Consider the following 25,212-nt stretch of genomic DNA (forward strand, 5'->3'; position numbering starts at 1 on the left):
AGGGGCGAAGGGGGAGGAGCCCGCCCGGGTTCCGGCCCCCTCCTCCCCCCCGCGGACCCCCCGGCGCCAGAGGCCGGAACCCGCCTGGGTTCCGGCCCCTTCGTCCCTCAGCGGCATCAACTGCAGCAGGAGCTCCCGCTCTGCGCCGGTGCGGCCACCGGTTTCACGGTGGCGGCGAGCGGCTTGGTGGCGCGGACGATCGCGGAGTGCATGCCGTCGGCCACCTGGTGGGTCGGGGTGACCTCGACGTCCGTGAACCCGGCCTCCTCCAGGCCCTGGCGGTACTCGGCGAAGGAGAGCGCGCCCGCGATGCAGCCCACATAGTTGCCGCGCTCGGCCCGTTGCGCGGGAGTGAGCGCATCGTCGGCCACCACATCGGAGATGCCGATCCGGCCGCCGGGTGCGAGCACACGGAACATCTCGGCGAAGACAGCGGGCTTGTCGACGGACAGATTGATCACGCAGTTGGAGATCACGACGTCGACGGTGTGCGCGGGCAGGGGCACCGACTCGATCGTCCCCTTGAGGAACTCGACGTTCGTCGCACCGGCCTTCTCCTTGTTGGCCAGGGCCAGGGCCAGCATCTCCTCGGTCATGTCCAGGCCGTACGCCTTGCCGCTCGCACCCACACGGCGAGCGGACAGGAGGACGTCGATGCCGCCGCCCGAGCCGAGATCCAACACCCGCTCGCCCTCGCGGAGTTCCGCCACGGCCAGGGGGTTGCCGCAGCCGAGCGAGGCGGCGACGGCCTCGGCGGGCAGGGCTTCGCGGTCGGTGGCCTCGTAGAGTCCGGACCCGAAGTTCTCGTCGATCTCGACGCCCTCCGAGCCGCAACAGGCCGCACCTGCCCCGGTCACCTTCAAGGCGGCGGCCGCGTATCCGGCACGGACGGTTTCCAGCAGTTCGGACTGCTCGTTCTTGCTCACGTCGGCTCCTCGGTGATCCATTGCTTCGATGTCTATGGAATCAAGGCTGCCTGTTGATTCGATGAGAGTCAACATAGAGGGGCTTCGAAACAGCGAGGAGGGGATGTGGCCGCAGCTTTAATCGACTATCGTCGATTATCGATGAATGAGACCGAGTGTGAGCCGGGCGCGCTGAGCCACGAGGACGCCGCCACCTATGCCGCGTGGTTCAAGGCGCTGGCCGACCCCATGCGCGTACGTCTGCTGAACCTGCTCGCCGCCGAGCGGCGGGCGATGACGGTCGGCGAGATCGTCGAGCGTCTGCCGATCGGCCAGTCGACCGTTTCGCACCATCTCCGGATTCTGGCGGAGGTCCGCTTCGTGCTCGCCGAGCGGCAGGGAACCTCGACCCGCCATGAGGTCAACGGCGCCTGCCTGGAGTGCTTCCCCGCCGCAGTGCGCGCCATCATGGGGCAGGCATGATCATTACGGCACTTACGGCGGCCCACGCGGAACAGGTCCTGGGTATCTACCAGTTGGGCATCGACGAAGGAGACGCCACCTTCGAGACCGAAGCCCCGGACTGGCGCGCGTTCGATGCCGCCAGGATGCTCGAGCACCGGTTCGTCGCGTTGGGCGCCGACGGCGGGAAAGTCCTCGGCTGGGTCGCGGCGACGCGTGTCTCCGACCGATGCGCCTACGCCGGTGTCGTGGAGCACTCGGTCTACGTCCACCCCGAGGCGCGTGGCCAAGGTGTCGCCCGCGGATTGCTCGGTGCCCTCGTGGCCTCGACCGAGGCCGCCGGCATCTGGACGATCCAGTCGGGCATCTTCCCCGAGAACACGGCGAGCCTCCGGCTGCATCAGGGCCTCGGCTTCCGGCGTATCGGCACGCGCGAGCGCATCGGCCGCCGGCACGGCCGGTGGCGCGACGTGGTCCTTGTCGAACGCCGCAGCCCTGCCATCAGTTGAACCCCGCCCGGCCCCGGCACACCGCGGGCGGGGGCGGACCGTAGATCAGCCGCGCGTTAGGGTCGGGGCATGGGTACTCCCGACTTCATCCGCGAGATCCGGGCCAGCGCGGGCCATCAACTCCTCTTCCTGCCGGGCATCACCGCGCTCGTCTTCGACGACGAGGGCAGAGTGCTGCTCGGCCGCCGCGCGGACACGGGCAAATGGTCCGTGATCGGCGGCATTCCCGACCCCGGTGAGCAGCCCGCCGCCTGCGCCGTACGAGAGGTCTACGAGGAGACGGGCGTCCACTGCGTACCCGAGCGGGTCGTCCTGGTGCAGACGCTCGACCCGACGATGTACCCCAACGGCGACCACTGCCAGTTCATGGACATCACGATCCGCTGCCGCGCCGTCGGCGGCGAGGCGCGGGTGAACGACGAGGAGTCGCTCGAGGTGGGCTGGTTCTCCGTGGACGCGCTGCCGCCGCTGCACGAGTTCGGTCTGTTCCGTATCAAGCAGGCGCTGCTCGACGAACCCACGTGGTTCGACCCCACCGTCTGAACCGGTCTCAGACCCACACGGTCCCGAGCCACACGGCCGCCGCCCCGAGCGCGATCAGGGCGATGTTCAGCCCTGTCTCGCGCACCTCGCCGCGGGACAGATGCAGCCGCATCGCCCCGAGCTGCAGCAGCACGAGACCGGCGGCGGCCGCTATGGCCAGCCACGGTGCGATGCCGGTCAGGGGCGGCAGCAACAGGCCCAGCGCGCCGAGGACTTCGACGACCCCCAGCGCTCTGAGCGCCGGCAGCGGGACCGTGTCGACCCAGGCCATCATCGGCTTGAGCTGCTCAGGGCTCCGCACGGCTTTGATGCCGCCCGAGTAGAGGTAGAACAGGCCGAGCAGTACGGCGACGATCCAATAGGCAACGGTCATGACAGCCCCCTGGAAGCTGGGTCACGGGCGGGAAGTGGCCTCATGATGAGTCAGCGTCGAGGCGCTTACAAAAGGCACACGGATGTGCCTGACGCACAGGGAGCTGTCATGTCGCAGGCGCAGCCGGGCACGCCGTACGAGCACACCTGCATGATCCGCGGGGACGGCGGTCAGTCGATCCGCGCCGTACTCGACCGGATCTGCGACAAGTGGACGCTCCTGATCGTGGCCACCCTCGACGAGAAGCGGATGCGCTTCGGCGAACTGCAGCAGCACATTCCGGGTATCTCGCAGCGGATGCTGACGCTGACCCTGCGCCACCTCACCCGGGACGGACTCGTGTCCCGTACGGCCTTCGCGGAGGTGCCGCCGCGTGTCGAGTACGCGCTGACTCCGCTCGGCAAGAGCCTGATCCCGCCGGCATTGGCGCTGGCCGGATGGGCCATGGAGAACAATGCGCGGATCATGGAGAGCCGGGCCGCGCACGACACGGCCGACGGCCGTCCGGTCCCGCCCGCGGAATGATCCGGGGCCGATTCCGCTTGATCCTCTGTCGTGCTTTACGATTGCCGTCTTTGTTTGCGTCCGCACAGAGCTGACGGCAGGACCGAGGAGCAAGCCCCATGACCGCCGCACCGCCGGTGACCCAGCACGTTTTGGACAACCCGGCGTACGCCGCGCTCCTGGGTCCGCACGCCCACTTCGCCGAGCGCTACGGCCGTGCACTGAGCTACCCCTCGGACGTGACGCTGTGGCAGGGCCTCCCCGATGAGCCCGACGCCCAGGACTGGGCCGACCTCGCCGCGCTCCGCGGCCCCGGGACCGAGGTCGCGCTGCCCGGCCTGCGGACCCTGCCGCCCGCGGACTGGAAGATCACCTTCGAGGGCCAGGGTGTCCAGCTCGTCGACGAGTCGGTCGACGCCCGCCCGGACCCCGAAGCCGTACGGCTCGGCCCCGCGGACGCCCCCGAGATGCTCGACCTCGTCGCCCGGACGCAGCCCGGCCCGTTCCTGCCGCGGACCGTGGAGCTCGGCACCTATCTCGGCATACGGCGCGAAGGCCGCCTCGTCGCGATGGCGGGGGAGCGGATGCACCCGCCCGGCTACACCGAGATCAGCGCCGTCTGTACCGACGTGGACTTCCGCGGGCAGGGCTTCGGCACCCGTCTCGTCCGCGCGGTGGCGGCCGGTATCCGCGAGCGTGGCGAGATCCCCTTCCTGCACGCGTCGACGGAGAACGAAGGCGCGATACGCCTGTACGAGTCGCTCGGTTTCCGCCGCCGGGGCATCACTCAGTTCGTCGGCGCGAAGGTGCCCTACCCGACGGCGTTCTGAGCGCCGTACTCACTCCTTGCGGTACGTGTAAGCCTCCCGGGCCGCTGCCTCCACCGCATCCAGATCCGCCCCCGCCGAAGCCGTCACCACCGCGGCCACCGCGCCCTCGACGAAGGGGGCGTCCACCAGGCGTGATCCGGGCGGCAGTTCGTCGTCCTCGGCCAGCAGCGCCTTCACCGTGAGCACGGCGCTGCCCAGGTCGACAAGGAGCGCGACACCGGCGCCGCGGTCCACCGAGCGGGCCGCGGCGGCGATCAGGTCGGCGCTGGTACCGAGGCCGCCGTCGGGCGTGCCGCCGGCGGCGGCGACCGGGGCCAGGGGCTTCCCGCCGGCCAGGCCGGACGCGAGGTCCGCGACAGCGGTCGCCACCGGGCCGCTGTGGGAGACGAGGACGATGCCGACCAGCGGGGACTCGGTCATGCGCCCGCCCCGTCCTCGCCCGCCGCCTCGGCGAGCGCCGCGAACAGCAGCGCCGAGGACGTGGCCCCCGGATCCTGATGCCCGATGCTGCGTTCACCGAGGTAACTCGCCCTGCCCTTACGGGCGATGAGCGGCACCGTCGCCTCGGCGCCGTCCGCCGCGGCCCCGGCGGCTGGCCGGGACGACATGGCCCGCGCCGCTGCCGCCGGGTCGGGGGGGGCCAGCATCCTCTTGGCGCCGGGGACGGCGCCGCCGAGCTTGGCCACCGCCTCCACGCCGGCGCGCAGCGCGGCCGCCAGCTGCTCCGCGGACACCTCGGGTGCGTCGCCCAGTTCCTTGCCGGTACGGCGCAGCAACGTTCCGTACAGCGGGCCGGACGCCCCACCTACCGTGGAGATCAACTGCCGTCCGGCCAGGACCAGGACGGCCCCTGGCGTGCCCGGTGTCTCCTTCTCCAGGACGGTCGCGACAGCGGTGAACCCGCGGCGCAGATTGCTGCCGTGGTCCGCGTCGCCGATGGGCGAGTCCAGTTCGGTCAGCCGCGTCGCCTCACGGTCGACGGCGGCAGCGGTCGCCGTCATCCAGCGGCGGAAGAACTCGGCGTCGAGCACAGGGTCTCCTGTCAGGGCCGGTGAGTGGGGTGCGGTGGGGTGCGGACGGTCAGATGCCCCAGCGCAATGCGGGCGTACGGACCGGTGCGTCCCACAGCCTCAGCAGTTCCTCGTCGATCTGGCACAGGGTCACCGAGGCGCCGGCCATGTCGAGCGAGGTCACGTAGTTGCCCACCAGGACGCGGGCGACGGCGATATCGCGTGCGGCGAGCACCCGTGTGACCTCCGCGTGGAAGCCGTACAGCTCGAGGAGCGGTGTCGCCCCCATGCCGTTGACGAGCAGCAGCACCGGATTGGTGGGGCGCATGTCGTCGAGAATCGCGTCCACGGCGAATTCCGCGATCTCACCGGAGGTCATCATGGGACGCCGCTCACGGCCGGGCTCGCCGTGGATCCCGATGCCCAACTCCAGCTGACCGGCGGGCAGATCGAAGGTGGGGCTGCCCTTGGCAGGGGTCGAACAGGCGCTGAGGGCGACGCCGAAGCTGCGGGAGTTCTCGTTCACCTGGCGCGCGATCGCCTCGACCCGCTCGAGGGGCATGCCCTCCTCGGCGGCCGCACCAGCGAGCTTCTCCACGAACAGGGTCGCGCCCGTGCCGCGCCGGCCGGCCGTGTACAGGCTGTCGGTGACCGCCACGTCGTCGTTGACGAGGACCTTGGCGACCTGGATGCCCTCGTCCTCGGCGAGTTCGGCCGCCATGTCGAAGTTCATGACGTCGCCGGTGTAGTTTTTCACGATGAACAGCACGCCCTTGCCGCTGTCCACCGCCGCCGCGGCCCGCACCATCTGATCCGGCACGGGGCTCGTGAACACCTCGCCCGGGCAGGCGGCCGAGAGCATGCCGCGGCCCACGAACCCGCCGTGCAACGGCTCATGACCGCTGCCGCCGCCGGAGACCAGACCCACCTTGTCGGCGACCGGTGCGTCCCGCCGTACGATCACCCGGTTCTCGACGTCCACCGTCAACTCCGGGTGGGCGGCGGCCATACCGCGCAGCGCGTCCGCGACCACCGTCTCCGCCACATTGATGAGCATTTTCATTTTGGCCGCCTTCGGTAGGTCGGGTGTCCCTCGCGTCCGCTCTGTGCCCAGTATTGGCCAGCGGCCCGGCGAGGTCACGGGTGCGGAGCGGGTGCGGCACGGCGAATCACGCCCGATGCACCGTCAAGTGTCCACCGCCGACCCGGCCACCCCGCCCGCGGCCCGTGTCCCACCTAGGCCGGCGTATCCACCGGCAACCGCGGGCACACCTGATGCACCAGCTCGAACAACCGGCGCTCATTGCCCGCGAGTCCGGCCGCGGCAAGGGCCTGGTCCGCTTCGGCCATGGGCGGGGTGAGGACGGTGATGGCCATGGGCGCGCTGCGCGGGTCCTCGAGCGCGGCGCGTGCCGTCTGGAGGAGGCGGATGTAGGCCTGCGCTGCGACAAGTTCGAGCTCGGTCATGTCAACTGCCCTTTCGTGCAAGGTCACGGGCCTTCCCCCTGAAGGCCTCGGACCGACCAGTCTTGCGTACGGCACTGACAACGCCCCGCGACCTGCGCAGTTGCCGCTCTGTCCGGCACCCGGGCGGCCGATCCCCGCCCCATGGGGGCCCGTCATACTGAGCGCTCCCGAAGATCACTCGGGTGGGCGCGACAGGGAACAGGCACACGTGACTAGGAGCGAGCGATGAGCGAGCAGAACGGCACCCACGCCGAGGCCGGGTACAGGACGGTGCACGAGACACAGCCCGCAAGTGCCGTGCCCCTCAAGGAGATCGAGGCGCGCTTCGCCGAGGCCCTTGCCGCGCCCCGGGCCGAGGTGTTCGGCCGGACACAGCGGGCGGCGCGCGCCCTGCCCGGCAGCCGCGTGGTGCGGGTGATCCCCGGATTCGGCGTGCACGAGACCGCGCCCGTCCAGGTCATGGTCCTCACCCTGAAGGAAGGGGTGCGCCAGGCACTCGTCGACACCTTCACCAACGAGACGTTCTGGGCAGGTGTCGAGAGCGTACTCGAGGAGTGCGTCACCGGACTCGGCTCCCAGGAGGGCGCCGCCCATCTGCGGTTCCTCGACAGCGGGCCGGACTCCACCGCGTACACCTGCGATCTGCTGTTCGCGCTGCAGGACGAGGAGACCCAGGGCGCGCTGTACGCGGTCTCCTTCTGCGTACGGATCGAGGTGGCCCTGCCCAAGGAGCGGGTGCTCGCGCTGACGCTCCAGGACACGGCCCAGTTCGCGGTCCGGCTGGACGCCGTGAGCGTGCGCCAGGAGATCTGAGCACGTCGGCGGTAGCGCCAGCCCACATCCGGAGCCCCGAATATATGGACGCGCGACACATGGGCCGATGGACGGTGTGTCTCTAGCGTTTCCCGCCATGACGAGCCAACTTTCCGGGCGGCCCGGCCCTGCCGCTGCCGCCGCCGTGGACCTCTCGGGGCGCAGTGCCCTGGTGACCGGCGGCGGCAGCGGCATCGGCCGGGCCTGTGCCCTGGCCCTGGCCGAGGCCGGCGCCCACGTCCATGTCGTGGACCTGGACGCCGAGTCGGCCAAGGAGACCGCCACCGAGGCCGGCGGGATCGCGCATGCCGTGAACCTCGCCGACCCCACCGCACTGCGGGCGCTGCCCCGCGAGATCGACATCCTGGTCAACTGCGCCGGCCTGCAGCACGTCGCGCCGATCGAGGAGTTCCCGCCCGAGCGCTTCGAACTGCTGCAGAAGGTCATGGTCACCGCGCCGTTCCTGATGATCCAGCGGTGTCTGCCGCATATGTACGCACAGGGCTGGGGCCGGCTCGTGCACATCTCGAGCATGCACGGCCTGCGCGCGAGTGCTTATAAATCCGCGTACGTGACGGCCAAGCACGGGCTCGAAGGCCTCAGCAAGGTCGCCGCGCTCGAAGGGGCCCCGCACGGCGTCACGAGCAACTGCGTGAACCCCGGATATGTCCGCACCCCGCTCGTCGAGGGCCAGATCGCCGCACAGGCCGAAGCCCACGGCATCGACCCCGAGGCAGTGGTCGGTGAGGTGCTCCTGGAGCGCTCGGCGATCAAGCGCCTGATCGAACCCGAGGAAGTGGCCGCGGCCGTGCTCTGGCTCTGCGGCCCGCACACCGGTTTCGTCACGGGCACCTCCCTCCCCGTGGACGGCGGCTGGGGCGCCAACTAGGCACCCCGCCCCCGTCCGGCCCGCACCCCCCGTTCAGCCCGCACACCCCGTCCCCGCACAGCCGACCGAAACGGTGGCCTCACCATGACCAGCGTCAGCTCCGCACCGCCCACCCCCGGCGGAATCCGCCGGATCGTCGCCGCGAGCCTCGTCGGCACCACCATCGAGTGGTACGACTTCTTCCTCTACGGATCCGCCGCGGCCCTGGTGTTCAACACCCTGTTCTTCCCGGACAGCGACCCGCTCGTCGGAACCCTGCTCTCCTTCCTCACCTACGCGGTCGGCTTCGCGGCCCGCCCCCTCGGCGGCGTGGTCTTCGGGCACTACGGCGACAAGATCGGCCGCAAGAAGCTCCTGGTCATCAGCCTGATGATGATGGGCGGCGCGACCTTCGCGATGGGCTTGCTGCCCACGCACGCCACCATCGGCGTCGGCGCGCCCATCCTGCTCACCCTGCTCCGGCTGATCCAAGGCTTCGCGCTCGGCGGCGAGTGGGGCGGCGCGGTCCTGATCGTGTCCGAACACGGCGGCGCCAAGCAGCGCGGCTTCTGGGCCTCCTGGCCGCAGGCCGGCGCACCAGGCGGCAACCTGCTCGCCACCGGTGTGCTCGCGCTGCTCGCCGCGGTGCAGTCGGACGCCGCATTCCAGGCCTGGGGCTGGCGCATCCCGTTCCTGCTGTCCGGGGTCCTGGTCGTGATCGGTCTGTGGATCCGTATCTCCGTCTCCGAATCGCCCGTCTTCCTCGAAGCACAGGAGAAGGCCGCGGCCCGCGCCGAGCAGGGCGTCAAGGACGAGGCGCCGGTCGTCGAGGTGTTCCGGCGCAGCTGGCGCGAGGTGCTCACCGCGATCGGCACCCGCTTCGGCGAGAACATCTCGTACTACATCCTGACGGCGTTCCTGCTCGTCTACGTCACCGTCCACCTGGAGCTGCCCAAGAGCACCGCCCTGAACGCGGTACTGATCGGCTCCGCCGTGCACTTCGTGACCATCCCGCTGTGGGGCGCGCTGTCCGACCGCATCGGGCGCCGGCCGGTGACCCTGATCGGCGCGGTGGGGATGGCGGTGTGGGCGTTCGCGTTCTTCGCGCTCCTGGACACCGAGTCCTTCCCGGTGATGGCCCTGGCCGTGACGGTCGGACTGCTGTTCCACGGGGCGATGTACGGGCCGCAGGCCGCGTTCATCTCCGAGATGTTCGACACGAAGGTCCGCTACTCCGGTGCGTCCATGGGCTCCCAGCTGGCGTCGATCATCGGCGGCGCGCTCGCCCCGATCATCGCCGTCGAACTGCTCAAGGACTACGGGAACTCCACCCCCGTCACCCTCTACCTGGCGTTCGCGGCCCTGGTCACCGCGGTGACGGTGTGGATCGCCAAGGAGACCCTCGGCCGGGACCTCGCCAAGGACGGCGCGAGCGCCGAGAGCGACGCGAAGGTCCCCGCCTCGGTGAACGGCTGATCGCCCCGGGCCCGCCGTGCGGCCGGCGTACCCGCCCTGGCACCGCGGGCCCCCCCCCCCGACCGGGAACGGTTGCTCACCCCCATGGGAGGTCTCGGCGACAACCCCCTGACCTGCGGCGCCGCCCTGCGCCGCCTCCTCGACCTGCTCGCCTCGGGGGCCGGTGCCGAGGAGTTCGCCCGGCCTGCCGCCGAGGCACGCGAGGCCGGGGCGAACCCCGCCGAACTGGGCGAGATCTCCGCGGCCACCGAGGTGGCCCTGCGGATCCGGCGCACCCTGAGCCAGCACCGCCGGCGCGAGACCGAGCTGACCGCCCTGTTCGACACGGCCAGCGATCTCGCCGCGCTGCGCAACCTGGACGCCGTCCTGCGCGCGATCGTGCACCGGGCACGCCTGCTGCTCGGCACCGACGTCGCCTATATGTCCCTCAACGACGACACCGTGGGCGACACCTATATGCGCGTCACGGACGGCTCGGTGTCCGCCGCGTTCCAGCAGCTGCGCCTCGGGATGGGGGAAGGGCTCGGCGGGCTCGTCGCGCACACCGCCCGCCCGTACGCGACCGGCGACTATCAGGACGACCCGCGCTTCAAGCACACGTTCACCATCGACAGTGCGGTGGCCGAGGAAGGGCTGCACGCGATCCTCGGCGTACCGCTGATGCTCGGTCCGAAGGTGATCGGAGTCCTGTACGCCTCCGACCGCTCCCCGCGCACGTTCTCGCCGCAGGAGGTCAACCTCCTGTCCTCGCTGGCCGATCACGCCGCGATCGCCATCGACAGTGCGCGCCTGCTGGAGGAGACCCGGGCCGCGCTCGACGACCTGAACGCCGCCTCCGCCACCATCAGCGCGCACAGCGCCGCGATGCGCCGCGCCGAAGAGGCCCACGACCAGCTGACCGACCTGGTGCTGCGGGGCGGTGGCGCCGACGAGGTGGCCGCGGCGCTGGCCGACCTGCTCGACGGCGGCATCGTCCTGCATGACGCCGACGGCGCGGAACTCGCCGCCACCGGGGGCCAGTCGGGCACCCTGTCCGCACCTGACGTGACGGCCTCCCGCAGCAGCGGCCGCGCCGTCGAACGCGACGGCACCTGGGTCTGCGCGGTACTCGCAGGACCCGAACTCCTCGGCTCGCTCGCCCTCACCGGCCGCGCGGACCTCTCCGACGCGGACCGGCTCCTGTTCGAACGGGCCGCCGTGGTCACCGCGCTGCTGCTTCTGCTGCGCCGCTCGGTGGCCGAGGCGGAGGAGCGGGTACGCGGCGAACTCCTCAGCGATCTGCTCTCCTCGACCGGCGACCCCGCGGCGCTGACCGTCCGGGCCCGCCGGCTCGGCGTGACACTGACCCGGCCGCACGCGGTGTTCGTGCTGCACGCCGAGGGCGCGCCCCGCCACCGGCTGCTCGCCTGCGGTGCGCGGATCGCCCGGGGCGGGCTCGCCGGGATCCATCACGAGCAGGTGGTGCTTGTCATGCCCAGTGATCAACCGGGCTCGCGGGCCGAGTCGCTGGCGGAGCAGCTGGCGCAGTCCCTGGGCACCCCGGTGACGGTCGGCGCCGCCGGTCCCGCACCGGGCCCCGCGGCGCTCGCCGCCGCGCACGCGGAGGCAGCCCGCTGTCTGTCCGCGCTGCGCGCGCTCGGCCATACGGGCCAGGGCGCGGCCCTTGCGGACCTCGGCTTCCTCGGCGTACTGCTCGGGGACCAGGCCGACTTGAAGGGGTACGTCGACCGGACGCTCGGCCCGCTCCTCGACTACGACGACCAGCGGGGCACCGCCCTGGTCGCCACGCTCGACGCGTACTTCACTCAGGGCGCCAGCCTCACCCGCACCAAGGACGCGCTGCATGTCCATGTGAACACGGTGGTACAGCGCCTGGAGCGGATCGGCCGCCTCGTCGGCGAGGACTGGAACAGTCCCGCTCGCGCCCTGGAGTTCCAACTGGCCCTGCGACTGCACCGGTTGAGCCGGGCCGCTTGAGGGCGCGGTCAGTTCCCCCGGCCCAACGCGCTGCGGTGGGCCGACACCCACGCGTAAGCGGCCCGTACCTCTTCGACGACGCCTCGGTCGCGCAGCCGCACCATGGCCGGATCCCCCTGTGAGGCCCCCGCCTCGATGCCCCGCCCACAGCGGTCCTGCCACCACAGGACCGCGTCCACGACCTGGTCGGGGTCGATGTGACCGTACGCATCGCAGACCAGTCCGATCCGCCGAGCGGCATCCGGCACATCCACGATGCCCGGGCCGAGATCCAGGTACTGCCAGCAGAGGTGTGCGACATCGTGCACTCGGGCGCCGGGGGCGGCGAGATCCCAGTCGATGAACGCGAGGGGCCGCCAGTCCTCGCCGTCGACCGCGTAGACGGTGTTCTTCGGCGCCAGATCGTTGTGGCAGATCACCTCGTCGGCGCCGGACAGTGGCGAGCCGCTGGTCAGGTCATGGAACTCACGGACGAGCCCGGCCACCCGCACCAGGCTCGCATCCGAGCCGGCCGCCCGCCGCCGGTCCGGACTCCAGGCCGCCTCGCCGTCGATGTGGCTGAGGATCTCGCGCCCCTGCTCGTCCCGGCCGAGGAAGCGGGGCGCGCCGGACCAACCATGGTTTTCCAGCAGGGCCAGCAGTTCATGGACGAAGTCGGATCGGGTCGAAGGCGGCCGACGCACCGTCGCACCGATTCGGACCACGGCGTTGATGAGGCCACCGGGCAGAGCTGACTCGTCCATCGGGCCACCCTGTCACCCCACACCCGGCATCAGGCGCTCAGGCCTCGTCCAGCACCCGCTGCGCCACGCCGAACGCCGCGTTCGCCGCCGGTACCCCGACGTATACGGAGCACTGCAGCAGCACCGCACCGATCTCGTCCGCGGTGAGTCCGTTGCGGCGGGCGGCGCGGACGTGCATGGCCAGCTCGTCGAGGTGGCCGCCCGCGACCAGTGCGGTGAGGGTGACGATGCTGTGCTCGCGGCGGCTGAGCGTGTCGTCGGTCCAGATCTCGCCCCAGGCGTAGCGCGTGATGAAGTCCTGGAAGCGCGCGGTGAACGCGGTCTGGCGCTGCTGTGCGCGGTCCACATGCGCGTCGCCGAGGACCGCGCGGCGTACGGCCATCCCGCTGTCGGCGGGACCGTCGAAGTGGGCGCGCAGCGCCGCGAGCGCGGGCAGCCGGGCCTCGGCGACCGCGAGGTGCGAGGCACCGGGGATCTCCACCAGCGTCGAGCCGCCGATGGTGTCCGCGAGTTCGCGCAGGTGGGCGGGCGGAGTGGCCGGGTCCTCGCGGCCCGCCAGCAGGAGTGTCGGCGCGGTGATCGAGGCCAGCCGGTCGCGGAGGTCGTACGAGGCGAGCGCGTCGCAGCACGCGGCGTACGCCCCCGGGTCCGCGGTGCGGTGATCGTCGAGCAGCCGTGCCGAGCTGAAGCCGGGCGTGAACCAGCGCTCGGGCGCGCTCTTCGCCACCGACTCGAGGCCGTCGCGCCGTACGAGCGCGGCCCGATCCAGCCAGCGCTGCGGATCGCCGAAGTGCGCCGAGGAGCAAAGGACCGCCAGGCGGTCCACCCGTGAGGGGTGCCAGGCCGCCAACTGGAGCCCGATCGCCCCGCCGATCGAGACACCCGCGTACGAGAAGCGCTCGATGCCCAGCGAGTCCGCGAGGCCGACGACCAGGTCGGCGAGGTCACCGATGCTCGCGCCCGCGTCGATGAGCGAGGCGGGGGAGCGGCCGTGCCCCGGCAGGTCGAAGCGGATCACCCGGTGGGTGGCGGAGAGTTCGGGCGCGACACCGTCCCACAGCGCGGTGGAGGTGCCGAGGGAGGGGCCGAGGAGCAGCGGGGGAGCGCTGGACGCCCCCTCCGTCGTGTGGTGCAGGGAGGTCAACGTCGCTCCAGTGCGCGGTCGGTGAGGACGCCGGCCGCGCCCGTGTAGCGGGCCGGGTCCGTCAGGGCGTCGAGGTCCAGGTGCTTGAACTGGGGCTGTTCGGCGAGGAGTTGTCCCAGTGTTCCCTCGCCCTTGCGCACGCGTGCGGCGAGGGAGGCGAGTACTTCCTTGGCGCGGGCCCGCCCCACGAGGGCGCCGAGCTCGGCGGTGAGGCGTTCGGAGACGATCAGCCCGTCGGTCAGGTCGAGATGGCGGCGCATGGCGTCGGTGTCCACACGCAGATCGCGCACGAGCACGGCGGCGTTCTCGGCGGCGCCCCCGACGGTCCGCAATAGTTCCCGCAGCGGCTGCCACTCGGCATGCCAGGCGCCCGGCGGGCGTTCGTCCTCGGCGACCAGCGATCCGTACAGCGCCGAGGCGAGCGCAGGCGCCTGCCGGGCTCCCGCCGCGATCAGCGTGGCCCGCACCGGATTGGCCTTGTGCGGCATCGCGGACGACCCGCCGCCGGCGCCCTCGGCCAGCTCGGCGATCTCGGTGCGGGACAACGTCAGAACGTCCACGGCGAGTTTGCCGAGAGCGCCCGCCGTGAACGCCAGGGCACCGGCGAGATCGGCGACGGGGGTGCGCAGGGTGTGCCACGGCAGCGCGGGTTCCGCCAGCCCGGTCTCCCGGGCGAAAGCCGTCACGGCCCACGGTGCGCCGAGCGCCGCCAACGTCCCTGCCGCGCCCCCGAGTTGAGCAGGGAGTGAATCCCGTACGGACCGCACCCGGTCCCGTGCGTCCAGGACCAGCGACCGCCACCCCGCCGCCTTCAGACCGAACGTCGTCGGCACCGCGTGCTGCGTCAGTGTGCGCCCCGCCATCACCGTGCCCCGATGCGCGGCGGCCGACGTCGCCAGCGACGCTTCGGTGCGCGATAGATCCTCGAGTACGAGGTCCAGCGCCCGTGCCGCGACCAGCATCGTCGCCGTGTCCACGATGTCCTGGCTGGTCGCCCCGCGGTGCACGAACTCCCGGTGCCGCTCAGGCACCGCGGCCTTCAGATCGGACACCAGCGCCAGCACCGGATTGCCCGCCGCACGTGCGCGCAGCGCCAGCGAGCGCGCATCGAACGCCTCGGCCCGTGCCGCCTCGGTCACCGCCGCGGCCGCATCGGCGGGCACCTCACCGAGCGCGGCCTGCGCCCGCGTCAGGGCGGACTCCGCGTCCAACAGCGCCTGTACGTACGCGCGATCGCCCACCGCGGCCTCGACCCGCGACCCGGCCCAGCCCGGCGAGAGCAGCCCGCCGTCCACATAAAGCCCCTCGTCGCCACTCACCGGAACTCCAGAAAGACCGTCTCACCCGCACCCTGCAGCCGGATGTCGAAGCGATACGTCCCCGGCCGCTCCTCGGCCGCGAGCAGCGTGCCGCGCCGATCGGCCGGCAGCGCGGCGAGCAGGGCGTCGTCGGGGTCCGGCCGCAGGTAGGCGCGGGTGTACAGGTGATGCAGCAGTCCCCGCGCGAAGACCAGCACGGAGAGGTACGGGACACCGCCCGGCGGCAGCGTCCGCACCGCATAGTGCCCGTCCGCGGCCGTGGCGATCCGTCCGAATCCGGTGAAGCCGACACCGTCGCGCCCGATGACCCGGCCCGTCACCGGATCGTGCCGCAGCGAACCGGGCGCCCCTGTCCGTGAACCGTCCGGGGCGGGCTGCCAGGTCTCCAACAGGGCGTCCGGTACCGGCTGTCCGGCGCCGTCGTACACGTAACCGTGGACCGTGATCAGGTCGGGATGCCCGACGGGCGCGACCTCCGGGCCGCCCGTGAACGGCAGCGCATACCCGTAAAAGGGTCCGACGGTCTGCGACGGGGTGGGGATCGCGGACATCACTGGTCCTCCTCGAAGAGCGTGGCGGACGGACCGTCGAGCACGATGTCCCAGCGGTAGCCGAGCGACCACTCGGGCACCGAGAGACCGTGGTCGTACGCGGCGATGAGCCGTTCGCGGGCCGCCAGATCGGTCACCGACTGCAGCACCGGGTCGTAGGCGAAGAGCGGATCGCCGGGGAAGTACATCTGCGTCACCAGACGCTGTGTGAACGCGGTGCCGAACACGGAGAAGTGGATGTGCGCGGGCCGCCACGCGTTGACGTGATTGCGCCACGGATAGGCGCCCGGCTTGATGGTCGTGAAGGAGTAGGACCCGTCGTCATCGGTGAGACAGCGCCCGAAGCCCGTGAAGTTGGGGTCGAGGGGCGCGGGGTGCTGGTCCAGCTGGTGGGCGTAGCGGCCGGATGCGTTGGCCTGCCACAGTTCCACCAACTGGCCGCGTACCGGGCGTCCCTGACGGTCGGTCACCCGGCCGCTGACCGTGATGCGTTCGCCGAGCGGTTCGCCCAGGTGCTGCCGGGTGAGGTCGCGGTCGAGCGCGGTCACATCGGTGACGCCGAAGGCGGGCCCGGACAGTTCGACGGCCTCGGGGTCACGCAGGGGGATCAGCGGCTGACGCGGGTGACGCAGCGTACTGCTGCGATACGGCGGGAAGTCCCGGGGCGGGTGCACCCCGCCGTCCGCGTCGGCCTGCACCTTGGCGACCTCGGCGTCTATTTGTTCCTGGGAGAGCCCGTCGGGCAGGGCCACGGGAAGCTCGGTCATGGGTTGCTCCGATGACGGGGTGGACGTAAGCAGACGGGGGCCGGGGCCGACCCGGCCCCCGTGCGGTCAGCGTTCGAGGACCAGGGCGAGGCCTTGGCCGACTCCGATGCACAGCGTCGCCACGCCGACTCCGCTGCCGCGGCGGGCCAGTTGATGGGCCACGGTGCCGGCCAGGCGTGCACCGGAGGCGCCGAGCGGATGGCCGAGCGCGATGGCGCCGCCCTGCGGGTTGAGGACCGCCGGGTCGAACTCGGGCCACTCGGCCACGCACCCGAGCACCTGAGCGGCGAAGGCCTCGTTCAGTTCGAGGGTGTCGACATCGGCGAAGGACTTGCCCACCTTGGCCAGCGCCCGCTCCACGGCGGGGACCGGTGCGAGCCCGAAGTACTGCGGGTCGACCGCCGCGACCCCGGTCGCCGAGATCCGCGCGAGCGGCTCGCGTCCGATGGCCCGCAGACCCTCCTCGTCGGTGAGCAGCAGCGCCGCCGCACCGTCGTTGAGCGGCGAGGCGTTGCCCGCGGTGACCGTCCCCCCGTCCTTGCGGAACGACGGCTTCAGCTTCGCCATCGCCTCGATCGACGCGTTCTCGCGTACGCACTCGTCACGCCCGTACGCGACCGGCTCGCCCTTGCGCTGAGGCACCGGCACGGGCGCCACCTCGGCGTCGAACAGGCCGTTCTTCCAGGCCGCCGCGGCCTTCTCGTGCGAGGCGAGGGCGAAGGCGTCCTGCTGCTCGCGGGTGATGCGGTGCTTGTCCGCGATCAGCTCCGCGGACTCGCCGAGCGCAATGGTCCACTCGGGAGCCATTCGCGGGTTCACCATGCGCCAGCCGAGCGTGGTGGAGAACATCTCGGTGTGTCCGGCGGGGAAGGCCCGGTCGCTCTTCGGCAGGACATACGGGGCGCGGGTCATCGACTCGACGCCGCCCGCGAGCGCGATCGACGCGTCGCCCAGTGCGATGGCGCGCGCGGCCTGGATCACGGCCTCGAGACCCGAGGCGCACAGCCGGTTGACCGTCACTCCGGGCACCGACGTCGGCAGGCCGGCGAGCAGCCCGGCCATCCGGGCCACGTTGCGGTTCTCCTCGCCGGCGCCGTTGGCGTTGCCGAAGTACACGTCGTCGATACGGGAGGGGTCCAACTCTGGGGAGCGGCCGATCAGTTCCCGTACCGCGTGCGCGGCCAGATCGTCGGGCCGTACGCTCGCGAGCGCCCCGTTGTAGCGGCCGATCGGCGTCCGGACGGCGTCCACGATGTACACATCGCGCGTGTTCATGCCTTGCTCCCCACAGTGTCAGCGATGGCCAGCGGGGCACCGGTCGCGGCAACCACCTCGTCCACGGAGACCCCCGGCGCAGTCTCCACCAGGAGCAGCCCGTCCGGCACTACGTCGAGTACGCCGAGATCGGTGATGATCCGGTCGACGCAGCCGCGGCCGGTCAGCGGGAGCGAGCACTCGTCCACGATCTTCGGGGTGCCGTCCTTGGCGGTGTGCGTCATCACGACGATCACGCGGCGGGCGCCGTGCACCAGGTCCATCGCCCCGCCGATCCCCGTGATCAGCTTGCCGGGCACCGCCCAGTTGGCGAGGTCCCCGCGGGCCGAGACCTGCATGGCCCCGAGGACCGCGGCGTCGATGTGTCCGCCGCGGATCATGCCGAAGGACAGCGCGGAGTCGAAGAACGAGGCGCCCGGCAGGACGGTGACCGTCTCTTTGCCGGCGTTGATGAGGTCCGGATCGACCTCGTCTTCGAGCGGATACGGACCGGTCCCGAGGATCCCGTTCTCGGACTCCAGGATCACCTCGACGCCCGGCGGCAGATGATTCGGGATCAGTGTCGGCAGCCCGATCCCGAGGTTCACATAGCTGCCGTCCTCGAGTTCGTGTGCGGCACGCGCCGCGATCTGTTCCCGTGACCAGCTCATCGAGTCTCCTCGGCCTGCGCGGGCACGGTGACCGTGCGCTGCTCGATGCCCTTGTCGGCGGCCTGCTCCGGGGTCAGGGCGAGCACGCGCTGCACGAAGATCCCGGGCAGATGCACATGATCGGGATCGATCCCGCCGGGCTCGACCAGCTCCTCGACCTCGGCGATGGTGATCCGGCCGGCCATCGCGGCCAGGGGGTTGAAGTTGCGGCTCGACTTGTTGAAGACGAGATTCCCGTGCCGGTCGCCCCGGGCCGCGCGCACCAGCGCGAAGTCGGTGCGGATGCCGCGCTCCAAGACGTACTCGACGCCGTCGAACTCCCGTACCTCCTTGGGCGGGGAGGCGAGTGCGACACCGCCCTCCCCGTCGTACCGCCACGGCAGTCCGCCGTCGGCGACCTGGGTGCCCACTCCGGCCGGGGTGTAGAACGCGGGGATGCCGGCACCGCCCGCCCGCAGCCGCTCGGCCAGCGTGCCCTGCGGGATCAGCTCGAGCTCCAGCTCGCCGCCGAGGTACTGGCGGGCGAACTCCTTGTTCCCGCCGATGTAGGACCCCGTGGCCCGCGCGGTCCGGCCCGCGGGCAGCAGTACCCCGAGCCCTGAGTCCATCGCGCCGCCGGTGTTGGAGACGACTCCGAGTTCGCCGACCCCGCGCTCGTAGAGCGCCTGGATCAACACGTTCGGCACGCCGCTCAGCCCGAACCCGCCGACGGCGAATGTGGCTCCGTCGGTCGCGTCGGCCACTGCCTCCTGGGCGGTGGCGACCACCTTGTCCATGACGAGAACCCTCCTGCCGGCCGCCTGTCCCAGCGGCGGTCCCGACCGAATTACTCAGTGCACTGACTAATATCTTCTGGGCGGTCATGCTGGCACTCGAGGTGGATGGCGTCAAGAAGTCCAGGAACCGTCAGGTCAATTGAAGGGGGCGACTCCGCCCCTGAGTGTGCTGTGCGTGAGTATTGTTCAGTGCACCAACGAACAACCGTCGGGAGTTGACTGATGGCGGCCGTGGATCTGACCACCCACCCGGGGCATCTGGCCCGCCGGCTCCAGCAGGCTCACTATCTGCTGTGGACCACGATGGTCTCGGAGGAGACCACCTCCCCTCAGTACGGAGTCCTCAACGCGCTGATGGCCGAACCGGGCCTCGATCAGCGCACGGTGGGGGAGCGGGTGGGCCTGGACCGCTCCACCGTCGCCGAAGTGGTCAGCCGGCTCGGCCGGCGGGGTCTGATCGAGAAGGTGCGCGACGCGCAGGACGGGCGCCGCTATCTGCTCCGGCTCACCGGCGAGGGTGCCACCCTGCACCGCAAGCTCACGGTCCGCACCGCCCGGATGAACCACGTCTTCCTCTCACCGCTGTCGGACGCGGAACAGACCGTGTTCCTCGACATGCTGCAGCGCGTCTCGGACGCGGCGGAGGAACTGCGCAGCCCGGAACGGGCGGCCGTGCGGGCCTGACGCGGGCGGCTTTGCGGACGTGACGCGGAGGCGGCCGTGCGGGCCTGACGCAGGTGCGGCCTTGTGTGTCCGACGCCGCCCGGTTCGGCCCGCGGGAATTACTTGGCTAGCCACATGGTTCCTGTTACGTTGAATATGTGGCCAGCCACGTATGTGGCGGCAGAGAGGCTGTGAGTCATCGTGAAGGCAATTGTTTTCGACCGGTTCGGCGGCCCGGAAGTCCTGCACCAAACGGACGTCGAGGTGCCGAGCCCCGGCCCCGGGCAGGTCCGGGTCCGCGTGAAAGCTGCCGGGGTCAACGCCCTGGACGGCAAGAAGCGCTCGGGAATGCTGGAGGCGCTCTACCCGACGACCTTCCCGGCCGTTCCGGGTGGCGAGCTGGCCGGCGTGGTGGACGCGCTGGGTGAGGGCGTGACCGACGTGCGGGTCGGCGACGAAGTGCTCGGCTGGTCTGACACCGGCGCCTACGCCGAATACGCCCTTGCCACCCTCGTGGCCCCCAAGCCCGCCGGCCTGGCGTGGCAGGATGCGGCCGCGCTGCCGGTGGCCAGTGAGACGGCCGGGCGGGTCCTGGATCTGCTCGGTCTCGCCGCGGGAGAAACCGTGCTGATGCACGGCGCCTCCGGTGCGGTCGGCACCCTGGCGGTTCAGCTCGCCACGGCGCGCGGGGCACGCGTGATCGCCACCGCGAGCCCCTCCAACCAGGACTACCTCATCTCGCTCGGCGCCACCGCGACCGTGTACGGCGAGGGCCTGGTCGAGCGGGTGCGGGCGCTGGCCCCCGAGGGCGTGGACGCGGTGTTCGACCTGGCCGGCAAGGGTGCCCTCGAGGACTCACTCACTTTGCGGGGCGGCACCGAACGCATCGTCACCATCGCCGACTTCCGCGCGCCCCAGCTCGGCATCACCTTCTCCCAAGGCCCTCCGCAGGCCTCGCGCGCAAGCCTGGCCGCCGTGGCCCAGGACGCCGCTGCCGGCAGGCTCTCCACCGCCGTCACCGCCTACCCGCTCGACCAGGCGGCCAAGGCCCAGCAGGTCAGCGACGCCGGCCACGTGCGCGGCAAGCTCGTCCTGACCGTCGGCTGAGCACACCCGCCCCCTTTTCTCATTTGTGCTGAGCGCGCCCGCCCCCTTTCCCATGTGGGCTGAGCGCACCTGCCCCCTTTCTCCGTTGTGCGGTGGCCGGCCGGTCGCCGCCGTATCGAAGGATCACGCATGCTGAATTCCCTGTGGACGCCCACCGCCCTCGGCGGAATGTCCCTGCCCCACCGTCTCGTCATGGCCCCCATGACCCGTGACCGCTCCACGCCGGAAGGCGTGCCGACGGAGCTGAACGCCGAGTACTACGCTCAGCGGGCCTCGCACGCGCTGATCATCACCGAGGGGACCCAGCCCTCGGCCGACGGCCAGGGCTACCTCCTGACGCCCGGCCTCCACGACGAGGCGCAGATCGCCGGGTGGCGCAAGGTCACCGACGTCGTGCACGCGGCCGGCGGCCGGGTCGTCATCCAGCTGATGCACGTCGGACGGATCTCCCACCCGGACAACACCCCGCACGGCCGTCAGCCGGTCGCACCCTCCGCCATCCGCCCGGCGGGCCGGATGTTCACCGCGACCGGTCCCCAGGAGATGCCCGAACCCCGTGCCCTGTCGACACAGGAAGTCGCGGAGACAGTCCGGGACTTCCGGCGCGCCGCGGCGGCCGCCATCGAGGCGGGCGCGGACGGGGTGGAGATCCACGGCGCCAACGGCTACCTGGTGCACCAGTTCCTGTCCGACCACACCAACCGGCGCACCGACGGCTACGGCGGTTCGATCGAGGGCCGTATCCGCTTCGCCGTCGAGGTCGCCGCCGCAGTGGCCGACGAGATCGGCCCGGAGCGCACCGGTTTCCGCATCTCTCCCGGCAACACGTACAACGACATGGAGGAGTCCGACACCGCCGAGCTGTATGCCGCGCTCCTGGAGGCACTGCGCCCGCTGGACCTGGCCTACCTCCACGTGTTGCACCTGGGGGACGAGGCGCACCTCGACACCGTGCGCGCACAGTGGCCGGGCACACTGGTCCTGAACCGTGCCGGGGCCGATGTACCCACCCGCGCCAAGGACATCGACAATGGCACGGCCGACCTGGTCGCCGTCGGCGCCCTCGCGCTCGCCAACCCGGACCTGGTCCAACGGCTCCGCGCCGGCGCGCCGCTGAACACTCCGGACCCGGCTACCTTCTACGGCGGCGGGGTGGCCGGCTACACCGACTACCCCGCGTACACCGGCTGACGAACTGAAGGACCGCCCCGATGCCCGACCTGCCCGACATCCCCTCGACGGCCCGCGGCGGTCCGATGAGCTACGCGATCTTCCAGCTCGCCCGTGCCCACCGCGCCCGAGCCGCCGTCCTGCTGAGGGAGATGGACCTGCATCCCGGACAGGAACTGCTGTTGATGCAGTTGCTGGACCGGGACGGCCGGAGTCAGTCCGAGCTGCTGGAATGTGTCGGCCTCGACCACTCCACCGTCTCCAAGTCCCTGCGCCGGATGCAGGACGCGGGACTGCTTGTCCGTGAGCCGGCCCCACACGACCGGCGGGTGATGGTCGTGCACCTCACCGACAAGGGGCGCGCCCTGCGCGCACCGATCGCGGCCCTGTGGCAGACCCTGGAGGAGTCCTCCGCGCGGGATCTGTCGGCGCGGCAGGCGGAGGACTTCGTGCGTACGGCCCACGTCATCACCGAGGCGATCGCCGGCGGGGCGCCGCAGTCCGACTGACTCCGGACGCGGCCTCAGGCCACCGGAATCCGCGCGAACCGTCCGGCGATGTGCAGCTCCGCCTCGATCCGCCGCGCCGTCTCCCGCAGCAGCGGCAGTACGTCGGTGCGGCACTGGGTGACCGTGCGCCGCGAGCTGTGCATCGCCACGTTCACCGCGGCCACCGTGCGGCCCGCTCCGTCGCGTACCGGTACCGCGATGGAGCGGAGCCCCTCCTCCAACTCCTCGTCCACCAGGGCGTAACCACGGCGCGCGGTCCGGTCGAGTACGTCGCCCAGCCGTGTGCGGTCCGTGACCGTGCGCGGGGTGAGCGCCTCGGGTGTGATCCGCTCCAGGCGTGCGGTGCGCTCGCCTTGGGGGAGATCCGCCAGGAGCACCCGCCCCATCGAGGTCGCATACGCGGGGAAACGCGTCCCCACCGTGATGTTGACGCTCATGATGCGGCTGGTCGCGATGCGCGCCACGTACTGGATGTCCTCGCCCGCGAACACCGCGAGCGAGGCCGAATCGTGCACCTGCTTGGCGAGCGCGGCCAGATGGGTCTTGGCGATCTCGGGCAGCGAGGTGCGCGACAGGAGCGGGAAGCCGAGCCCGAGGACCCGCGGCGTCAGGCGGAACGTGCGCTCGTACGACGTCACGTAGCCCAGGTGCTCCAGGGTGATCAGTGCCCTTCGCGCGGTGGCCCGCGCAAGACCGGTGGCCTCGGCGACCGCGCTGAGCGTCGGCTCGGGCCGCGTCGCGCCGAAGGCGGTCAGGACGGTCAGTCCGCGCGCGAGCGACTCGATGAACTCCCGGCCCAGCTCCTGCTTGGACGCACCCGTCCAGGCCGCGAGCGCGGCGGGTCGCGGCGGTCCGTCCGGGGGGACCGCGGCGCGGAGTTCGCCCTCCATCGCGGCCACGGCCTTCCGCAGGCGCGGCAGCATCTCCTTGCGCAGGGATCGCGCGCTGTGCCGGCTGGTGTGGCTCACCACGCTCACCACACAGGCCGGGACCCCTGCAGCGTCCCGCACGGGCATGGCGAGCGCGACGAGGCCGGGCTCGATCAGCTGATCGTCCAGCGCGTACCCGTTCCTCCGTGCGCTCTGCGTGGCGCGTACGAACTCCTCATCGCCCACCGGCACTTCACGTGACGGGAGCGCGGTGAAGCCGCCGTCGCCCGGATCGGACGCCCGGCGAGCCCGCCACCGCGCCCAGTCCGCCTCGGACCAGTCAGCGGCGAACAGCGGTCCCGGCGCGGTGCGTTCCGCGGGCACCAGATCGCCGATACGGAAGCTCAGCGACATAGCCCGCCGCCGCGTCGCCTGGTGGATGAAACGGATCCCGTCCTCGTCGCGCACCGCGAGCGACACCGACTCGTCGAGCTCGTCGGCCAGCCGGTCGGCGAACGTCCCGAGCAGGTCGGGCAGTTGCAGCGCCCCCAGATACGCGTTGCCCAGTTCCATCAGGCGCGGGGCGAGCGTGACGGTGCGCCCGTCGAGCCGTACGTACGCCATACGCGCGAGCGTTGCCGCGATCCGGTCCACCGTCGACCGCGCCAGACCCGTCGCACGCTCCAGGTCGCTCAGGGTGAGCGGACCATGGGCGTCGGTCAGCGCCCGCAGTACGGCGATCCCGCGGATCAGGGGTGTGACGGCCTCCGCGGGCGGGGCTGTGGTGAGGGGTGGCACGGACTCTCCTGGCCTGTCTCGCGTAACTCGTCTGTCGCATCTGTCTCGCGTGCTGCGCAAGGTCGCCACGGCCGTTGACATGCCACGACAAGGCGCGCAGACTCAGGCCGACGCTTGAGTGAAAGAACCTTCACTATACGAACAATGGGGGCGGGGGTCCACCGCTCGGCATCAAGCGGGACCGCTCTCGAAGACGAGGAGACGCTGTGCACACCACCGTCGGCATCATCGGCGGCGGCCCCTCCGGCCTGCTGCTCGCCCGTCTGCTGCACCAGGCGGGCATCGCCAGTGTCGTCCTGGAGAGCCGGGACCGCGCCTATGTCGAGCAGCGCCAACGGGCCGGGATCCTCGAACAGTCGACGGTCGATGCGCTGCGCGCCTGCGGTGCGGGCAAGCGCCTGGACGCCGAGGGGCTGGTGCACGACGGCATCGAGCTCCGCTTCGCCGGCCGCGGTCACCGCGTGGACTTCCCGGGGCTGACCGGCGGACGGCGCGTCACGGTGTACGCGCAGACCGAGGTGGTCAAGGACCTCATAGCCCTCCAGCTCGCGGAAGGCGGTCCGCTGCACTTCGAGGCCGAGGTGCACGCCGTGGAAGGCATCGACGGCGACCGTCCCGTCATCCGCTACACCCACGAGGGCCGCGAACAGACCCTCACCTGTGACTACGTGGTGGGCTGCGACGGCTTCCACGGAGTGTCACGGCACGCGGTCCCGGACGGGGCGGCCACCACGTACGAACGCGTCTATCCGTACTCCTGGCTGGGTATCCTGGCCGACGCGGCGCCCGACTACGACGAGTTGATTTACGCGCACTCGGACCGGGGCTTCGCTCTGGCGAGCATGCGCTCGCCGCAGGTCAGCAGGCTGTATCTCCAGGTGCCCAACGGAACGGACCCCGCGAGCTGGTCCGACGAGCGCATCTGGGACGAGCTCGACCACCGCTTCGGACGCGGCACCCCGCTGGTCCGCGGGCCCGTCACACAGAAGTCGGTGCTGCCGATGCGCAGTTCGGTCACCGAGCCGATGCGCTTCGGCCGGCTGTTCCTGGCCGGCGGCGCCGCGCACATCGTGCCGCCGACCGGCGCCAAAGGCCTCAACCTCGCCGCGGCAGACGGGGGGGTCCTCGCCTGGG

The 25,212-nt window shown here is 71.4% G+C and carries 29 protein-coding genes; 14 read left to right on the plus strand and 15 right to left on the minus strand.

Going from position 1 to position 25,212, the window contains the following annotated elements:
- Positions 1-116: 116 nt before the first annotated feature.
- A complete protein-coding gene (arsM, locus tag JAO81_RS14245) occupies positions 117-926 on the minus strand; it encodes an arsenite methyltransferase (protein ID WP_374194290.1) in 810 nt (269 codons plus the stop codon).
- A gap of 141 nt (positions 927-1,067) precedes the next feature.
- On the opposite strand from arsM, the gene JAO81_RS14250 reads away from it, so the two are divergent.
- The 3 genes from JAO81_RS14250 (at position 1,068) to JAO81_RS14260 (ending at position 2,419) form a co-directional block, all read left to right on the plus strand.
- Entirely contained in the window at positions 1,068-1,388 is a 321-nt protein-coding gene (locus JAO81_RS14250) for a helix-turn-helix transcriptional regulator (RefSeq protein WP_199548206.1), read from the plus strand.
- Entirely contained in the window at positions 1,385-1,876 is a 492-nt protein-coding gene (locus JAO81_RS14255; RefSeq protein WP_199548207.1) for a GNAT family N-acetyltransferase, read from the plus strand. The genes JAO81_RS14250 and JAO81_RS14255 overlap by 4 nt, the downstream gene beginning before the upstream one ends.
- Before the next feature lie 69 nt (positions 1,877-1,945).
- The gene (locus JAO81_RS14260; protein ID WP_199548208.1) at positions 1,946-2,419 is read left to right on the plus strand and encodes an NUDIX domain-containing protein; all 474 of its coding nucleotides are present in this window, start codon (positions 1,946-1,948) and stop codon (positions 2,417-2,419) included.
- Between the two features lie 7 nt (positions 2,420-2,426).
- On the opposite strand, the gene JAO81_RS14265 is transcribed toward JAO81_RS14260, so the two are convergent.
- Positions 2,427-2,792: a DoxX family protein gene (locus JAO81_RS14265; RefSeq protein ID WP_199548209.1), complete on the minus strand. Its 366-nt coding sequence runs from the start codon at positions 2,790-2,792 to the stop codon at positions 2,427-2,429.
- Positions 2,793-2,900: 108 nt separating this feature from the next.
- On the opposite strand from JAO81_RS14265, the gene JAO81_RS14270 reads away from it, so the two are divergent.
- Positions 2,901-3,317, plus strand: a complete 417-nt coding sequence (locus tag JAO81_RS14270) for a helix-turn-helix domain-containing protein (RefSeq protein ID WP_199548210.1) — start codon at positions 2,901-2,903, stop codon at positions 3,315-3,317.
- Between the two features lie 98 nt (positions 3,318-3,415).
- Positions 3,416-4,126 (plus strand): GNAT family N-acetyltransferase, encoded by a 711-nt coding sequence (locus JAO81_RS14275; RefSeq protein ID WP_199548211.1) that lies wholly within the window; start codon positions 3,416-3,418, stop codon positions 4,124-4,126.
- Between the two features lie 9 nt (positions 4,127-4,135).
- On the opposite strand, the gene JAO81_RS14280 is transcribed toward JAO81_RS14275, so the two are convergent.
- From JAO81_RS14280 to JAO81_RS14295, 4 genes are all read right to left on the minus strand, one after another.
- Complete coding sequence (locus tag JAO81_RS14280; protein ID WP_199548212.1) at positions 4,136-4,546, minus strand: PTS-dependent dihydroxyacetone kinase phosphotransferase subunit DhaM; 411 nt, start codon at positions 4,544-4,546, stop codon at positions 4,136-4,138.
- Positions 4,543-5,157 (minus strand): dihydroxyacetone kinase subunit DhaL, encoded by a 615-nt coding sequence (gene dhaL / locus JAO81_RS14285; protein ID WP_199548213.1) that lies wholly within the window; start codon positions 5,155-5,157, stop codon positions 4,543-4,545. The genes JAO81_RS14280 and dhaL overlap by 4 nt, the downstream gene beginning before the upstream one ends.
- 49 nt (positions 5,158-5,206) lie before the next feature.
- Positions 5,207-6,199, minus strand: a complete 993-nt coding sequence (gene dhaK, locus JAO81_RS14290; protein ID WP_199548214.1) for a dihydroxyacetone kinase subunit DhaK — start codon at positions 6,197-6,199, stop codon at positions 5,207-5,209.
- 173 nt (positions 6,200-6,372) lie between these two features.
- Entirely contained in the window at positions 6,373-6,603 is a 231-nt protein-coding gene (locus tag JAO81_RS14295) for a hypothetical protein (RefSeq protein WP_187816383.1), read from the minus strand.
- 225 nt (positions 6,604-6,828) lie between these two features.
- On the opposite strand from JAO81_RS14295, the gene JAO81_RS14300 reads away from it, so the two are divergent.
- From JAO81_RS14300 to JAO81_RS14315, 4 genes are all read left to right on the plus strand, one after another.
- Complete coding sequence (locus tag JAO81_RS14300) at positions 6,829-7,416, plus strand: Type-2Aa cytolytic delta-endotoxin (RefSeq protein WP_199548215.1); 588 nt, start codon at positions 6,829-6,831, stop codon at positions 7,414-7,416.
- A gap of 97 nt (positions 7,417-7,513) precedes the next feature.
- The gene (locus tag JAO81_RS14305; RefSeq protein WP_199548216.1) at positions 7,514-8,305 is read left to right on the plus strand and encodes a 3-hydroxybutyrate dehydrogenase; all 792 of its coding nucleotides are present in this window, start codon (positions 7,514-7,516) and stop codon (positions 8,303-8,305) included.
- Between the two features lie 84 nt (positions 8,306-8,389).
- Entirely contained in the window at positions 8,390-9,760 is a 1,371-nt protein-coding gene (locus JAO81_RS14310) for an MFS transporter (protein WP_199548217.1), read from the plus strand.
- Positions 9,761-9,844: 84 nt separating this feature from the next.
- A complete protein-coding gene (locus JAO81_RS14315; protein ID WP_199548218.1) occupies positions 9,845-11,737 on the plus strand; it encodes a GAF domain-containing protein in 1,893 nt (630 codons plus the stop codon).
- Between the two features lie 8 nt (positions 11,738-11,745).
- Here the strand turns inward: JAO81_RS14315 and JAO81_RS14320 are convergent, their stop codons facing one another.
- The 8 genes from JAO81_RS14320 to JAO81_RS14355 form a co-directional block, all read right to left on the minus strand.
- Positions 11,746-12,480 carry a phosphotransferase family protein gene (locus JAO81_RS14320; RefSeq protein WP_199548219.1) on the minus strand — a complete coding sequence of 245 codons (735 nt, stop codon included), beginning with the start codon at positions 12,478-12,480 and terminating at the stop codon, positions 11,746-11,748.
- Between the two features lie 37 nt (positions 12,481-12,517).
- Positions 12,518-13,624: an alpha/beta fold hydrolase gene (locus tag JAO81_RS14325; RefSeq protein ID WP_199548220.1), complete on the minus strand. Its 1,107-nt coding sequence runs from the start codon at positions 13,622-13,624 to the stop codon at positions 12,518-12,520.
- Positions 13,621-14,943: a 3-carboxy-cis,cis-muconate cycloisomerase gene (pcaB, locus tag JAO81_RS14330; protein WP_307813356.1), complete on the minus strand. Its 1,323-nt coding sequence runs from the start codon at positions 14,941-14,943 to the stop codon at positions 13,621-13,623. The genes JAO81_RS14325 and pcaB overlap by 4 nt, the downstream gene beginning before the upstream one ends.
- Entirely contained in the window at positions 14,940-15,494 is a 555-nt protein-coding gene (gene pcaG, locus JAO81_RS14335) for a protocatechuate 3,4-dioxygenase subunit alpha (protein WP_199548221.1), read from the minus strand. Before pcaG ends, pcaB begins: the two co-directional genes overlap by 4 nt.
- Positions 15,494-16,261, minus strand: coding sequence for a protocatechuate 3,4-dioxygenase subunit beta (pcaH, locus tag JAO81_RS14340; RefSeq protein WP_199548222.1), 768 nt, complete (start codon positions 16,259-16,261; stop codon positions 15,494-15,496). The genes pcaG and pcaH overlap by 1 nt, the downstream gene beginning before the upstream one ends.
- 66 nt (positions 16,262-16,327) lie before the next feature.
- On the minus strand, positions 16,328-17,536 hold the full coding sequence (locus JAO81_RS14345; RefSeq protein ID WP_199548223.1) for a thiolase family protein: 1,209 nt from the start codon (positions 17,534-17,536) through the stop codon (positions 16,328-16,330).
- Positions 17,533-18,186 carry a CoA transferase subunit B gene (locus JAO81_RS14350; RefSeq protein WP_199548224.1) on the minus strand — a complete coding sequence of 218 codons (654 nt, stop codon included), beginning with the start codon at positions 18,184-18,186 and terminating at the stop codon, positions 17,533-17,535. The genes JAO81_RS14345 and JAO81_RS14350 overlap by 4 nt, the downstream gene beginning before the upstream one ends.
- Complete coding sequence (locus tag JAO81_RS14355) at positions 18,183-18,962, minus strand: CoA transferase subunit A (protein WP_199548225.1); 780 nt, start codon at positions 18,960-18,962, stop codon at positions 18,183-18,185. Before JAO81_RS14355 ends, JAO81_RS14350 begins: the two co-directional genes overlap by 4 nt.
- Before the next feature lie 222 nt (positions 18,963-19,184).
- Here JAO81_RS14355 and JAO81_RS14360 point away from each other — a divergent pair, with 222 nt between their 5' ends.
- From JAO81_RS14360 to JAO81_RS14375, 4 genes are all read left to right on the plus strand, one after another.
- The gene (locus tag JAO81_RS14360; protein WP_199548226.1) at positions 19,185-19,646 is read left to right on the plus strand and encodes a MarR family winged helix-turn-helix transcriptional regulator; all 462 of its coding nucleotides are present in this window, start codon (positions 19,185-19,187) and stop codon (positions 19,644-19,646) included.
- Positions 19,647-19,826: 180 nt separating this feature from the next.
- The gene (locus JAO81_RS14365; protein ID WP_199548227.1) at positions 19,827-20,732 is read left to right on the plus strand and encodes an NADP-dependent oxidoreductase; all 906 of its coding nucleotides are present in this window, start codon (positions 19,827-19,829) and stop codon (positions 20,730-20,732) included.
- 129 nt (positions 20,733-20,861) lie between these two features.
- Positions 20,862-21,923 carry an alkene reductase gene (locus JAO81_RS14370; protein WP_199548228.1) on the plus strand — a complete coding sequence of 354 codons (1,062 nt, stop codon included), beginning with the start codon at positions 20,862-20,864 and terminating at the stop codon, positions 21,921-21,923.
- A gap of 20 nt (positions 21,924-21,943) precedes the next feature.
- On the plus strand, positions 21,944-22,411 hold the full coding sequence (locus JAO81_RS14375; RefSeq protein WP_199548229.1) for a MarR family winged helix-turn-helix transcriptional regulator: 468 nt from the start codon (positions 21,944-21,946) through the stop codon (positions 22,409-22,411).
- A 14-nt stretch (positions 22,412-22,425) separates the two neighbouring features.
- Here the strand turns inward: JAO81_RS14375 and JAO81_RS14380 are convergent, their stop codons facing one another.
- Positions 22,426-24,078, minus strand: a complete 1,653-nt coding sequence (locus JAO81_RS14380) for an IclR family transcriptional regulator C-terminal domain-containing protein (RefSeq protein WP_307813357.1) — start codon at positions 24,076-24,078, stop codon at positions 22,426-22,428.
- 206 nt (positions 24,079-24,284) lie between these two features.
- Here JAO81_RS14380 and JAO81_RS14385 point away from each other — a divergent pair.
- Positions 24,285-25,212: 4-hydroxybenzoate 3-monooxygenase (locus tag JAO81_RS14385; RefSeq protein WP_199548231.1), on the plus strand; the 928-nt coding region annotated here is incomplete at its 3' end.

This window comes from Streptomyces sp. N35 (assembly GCF_016464295.1).
In the GTDB taxonomy this organism is placed as follows: Bacteria; Actinomycetota; Actinomycetes; order Streptomycetales; family Streptomycetaceae; genus Streptomyces.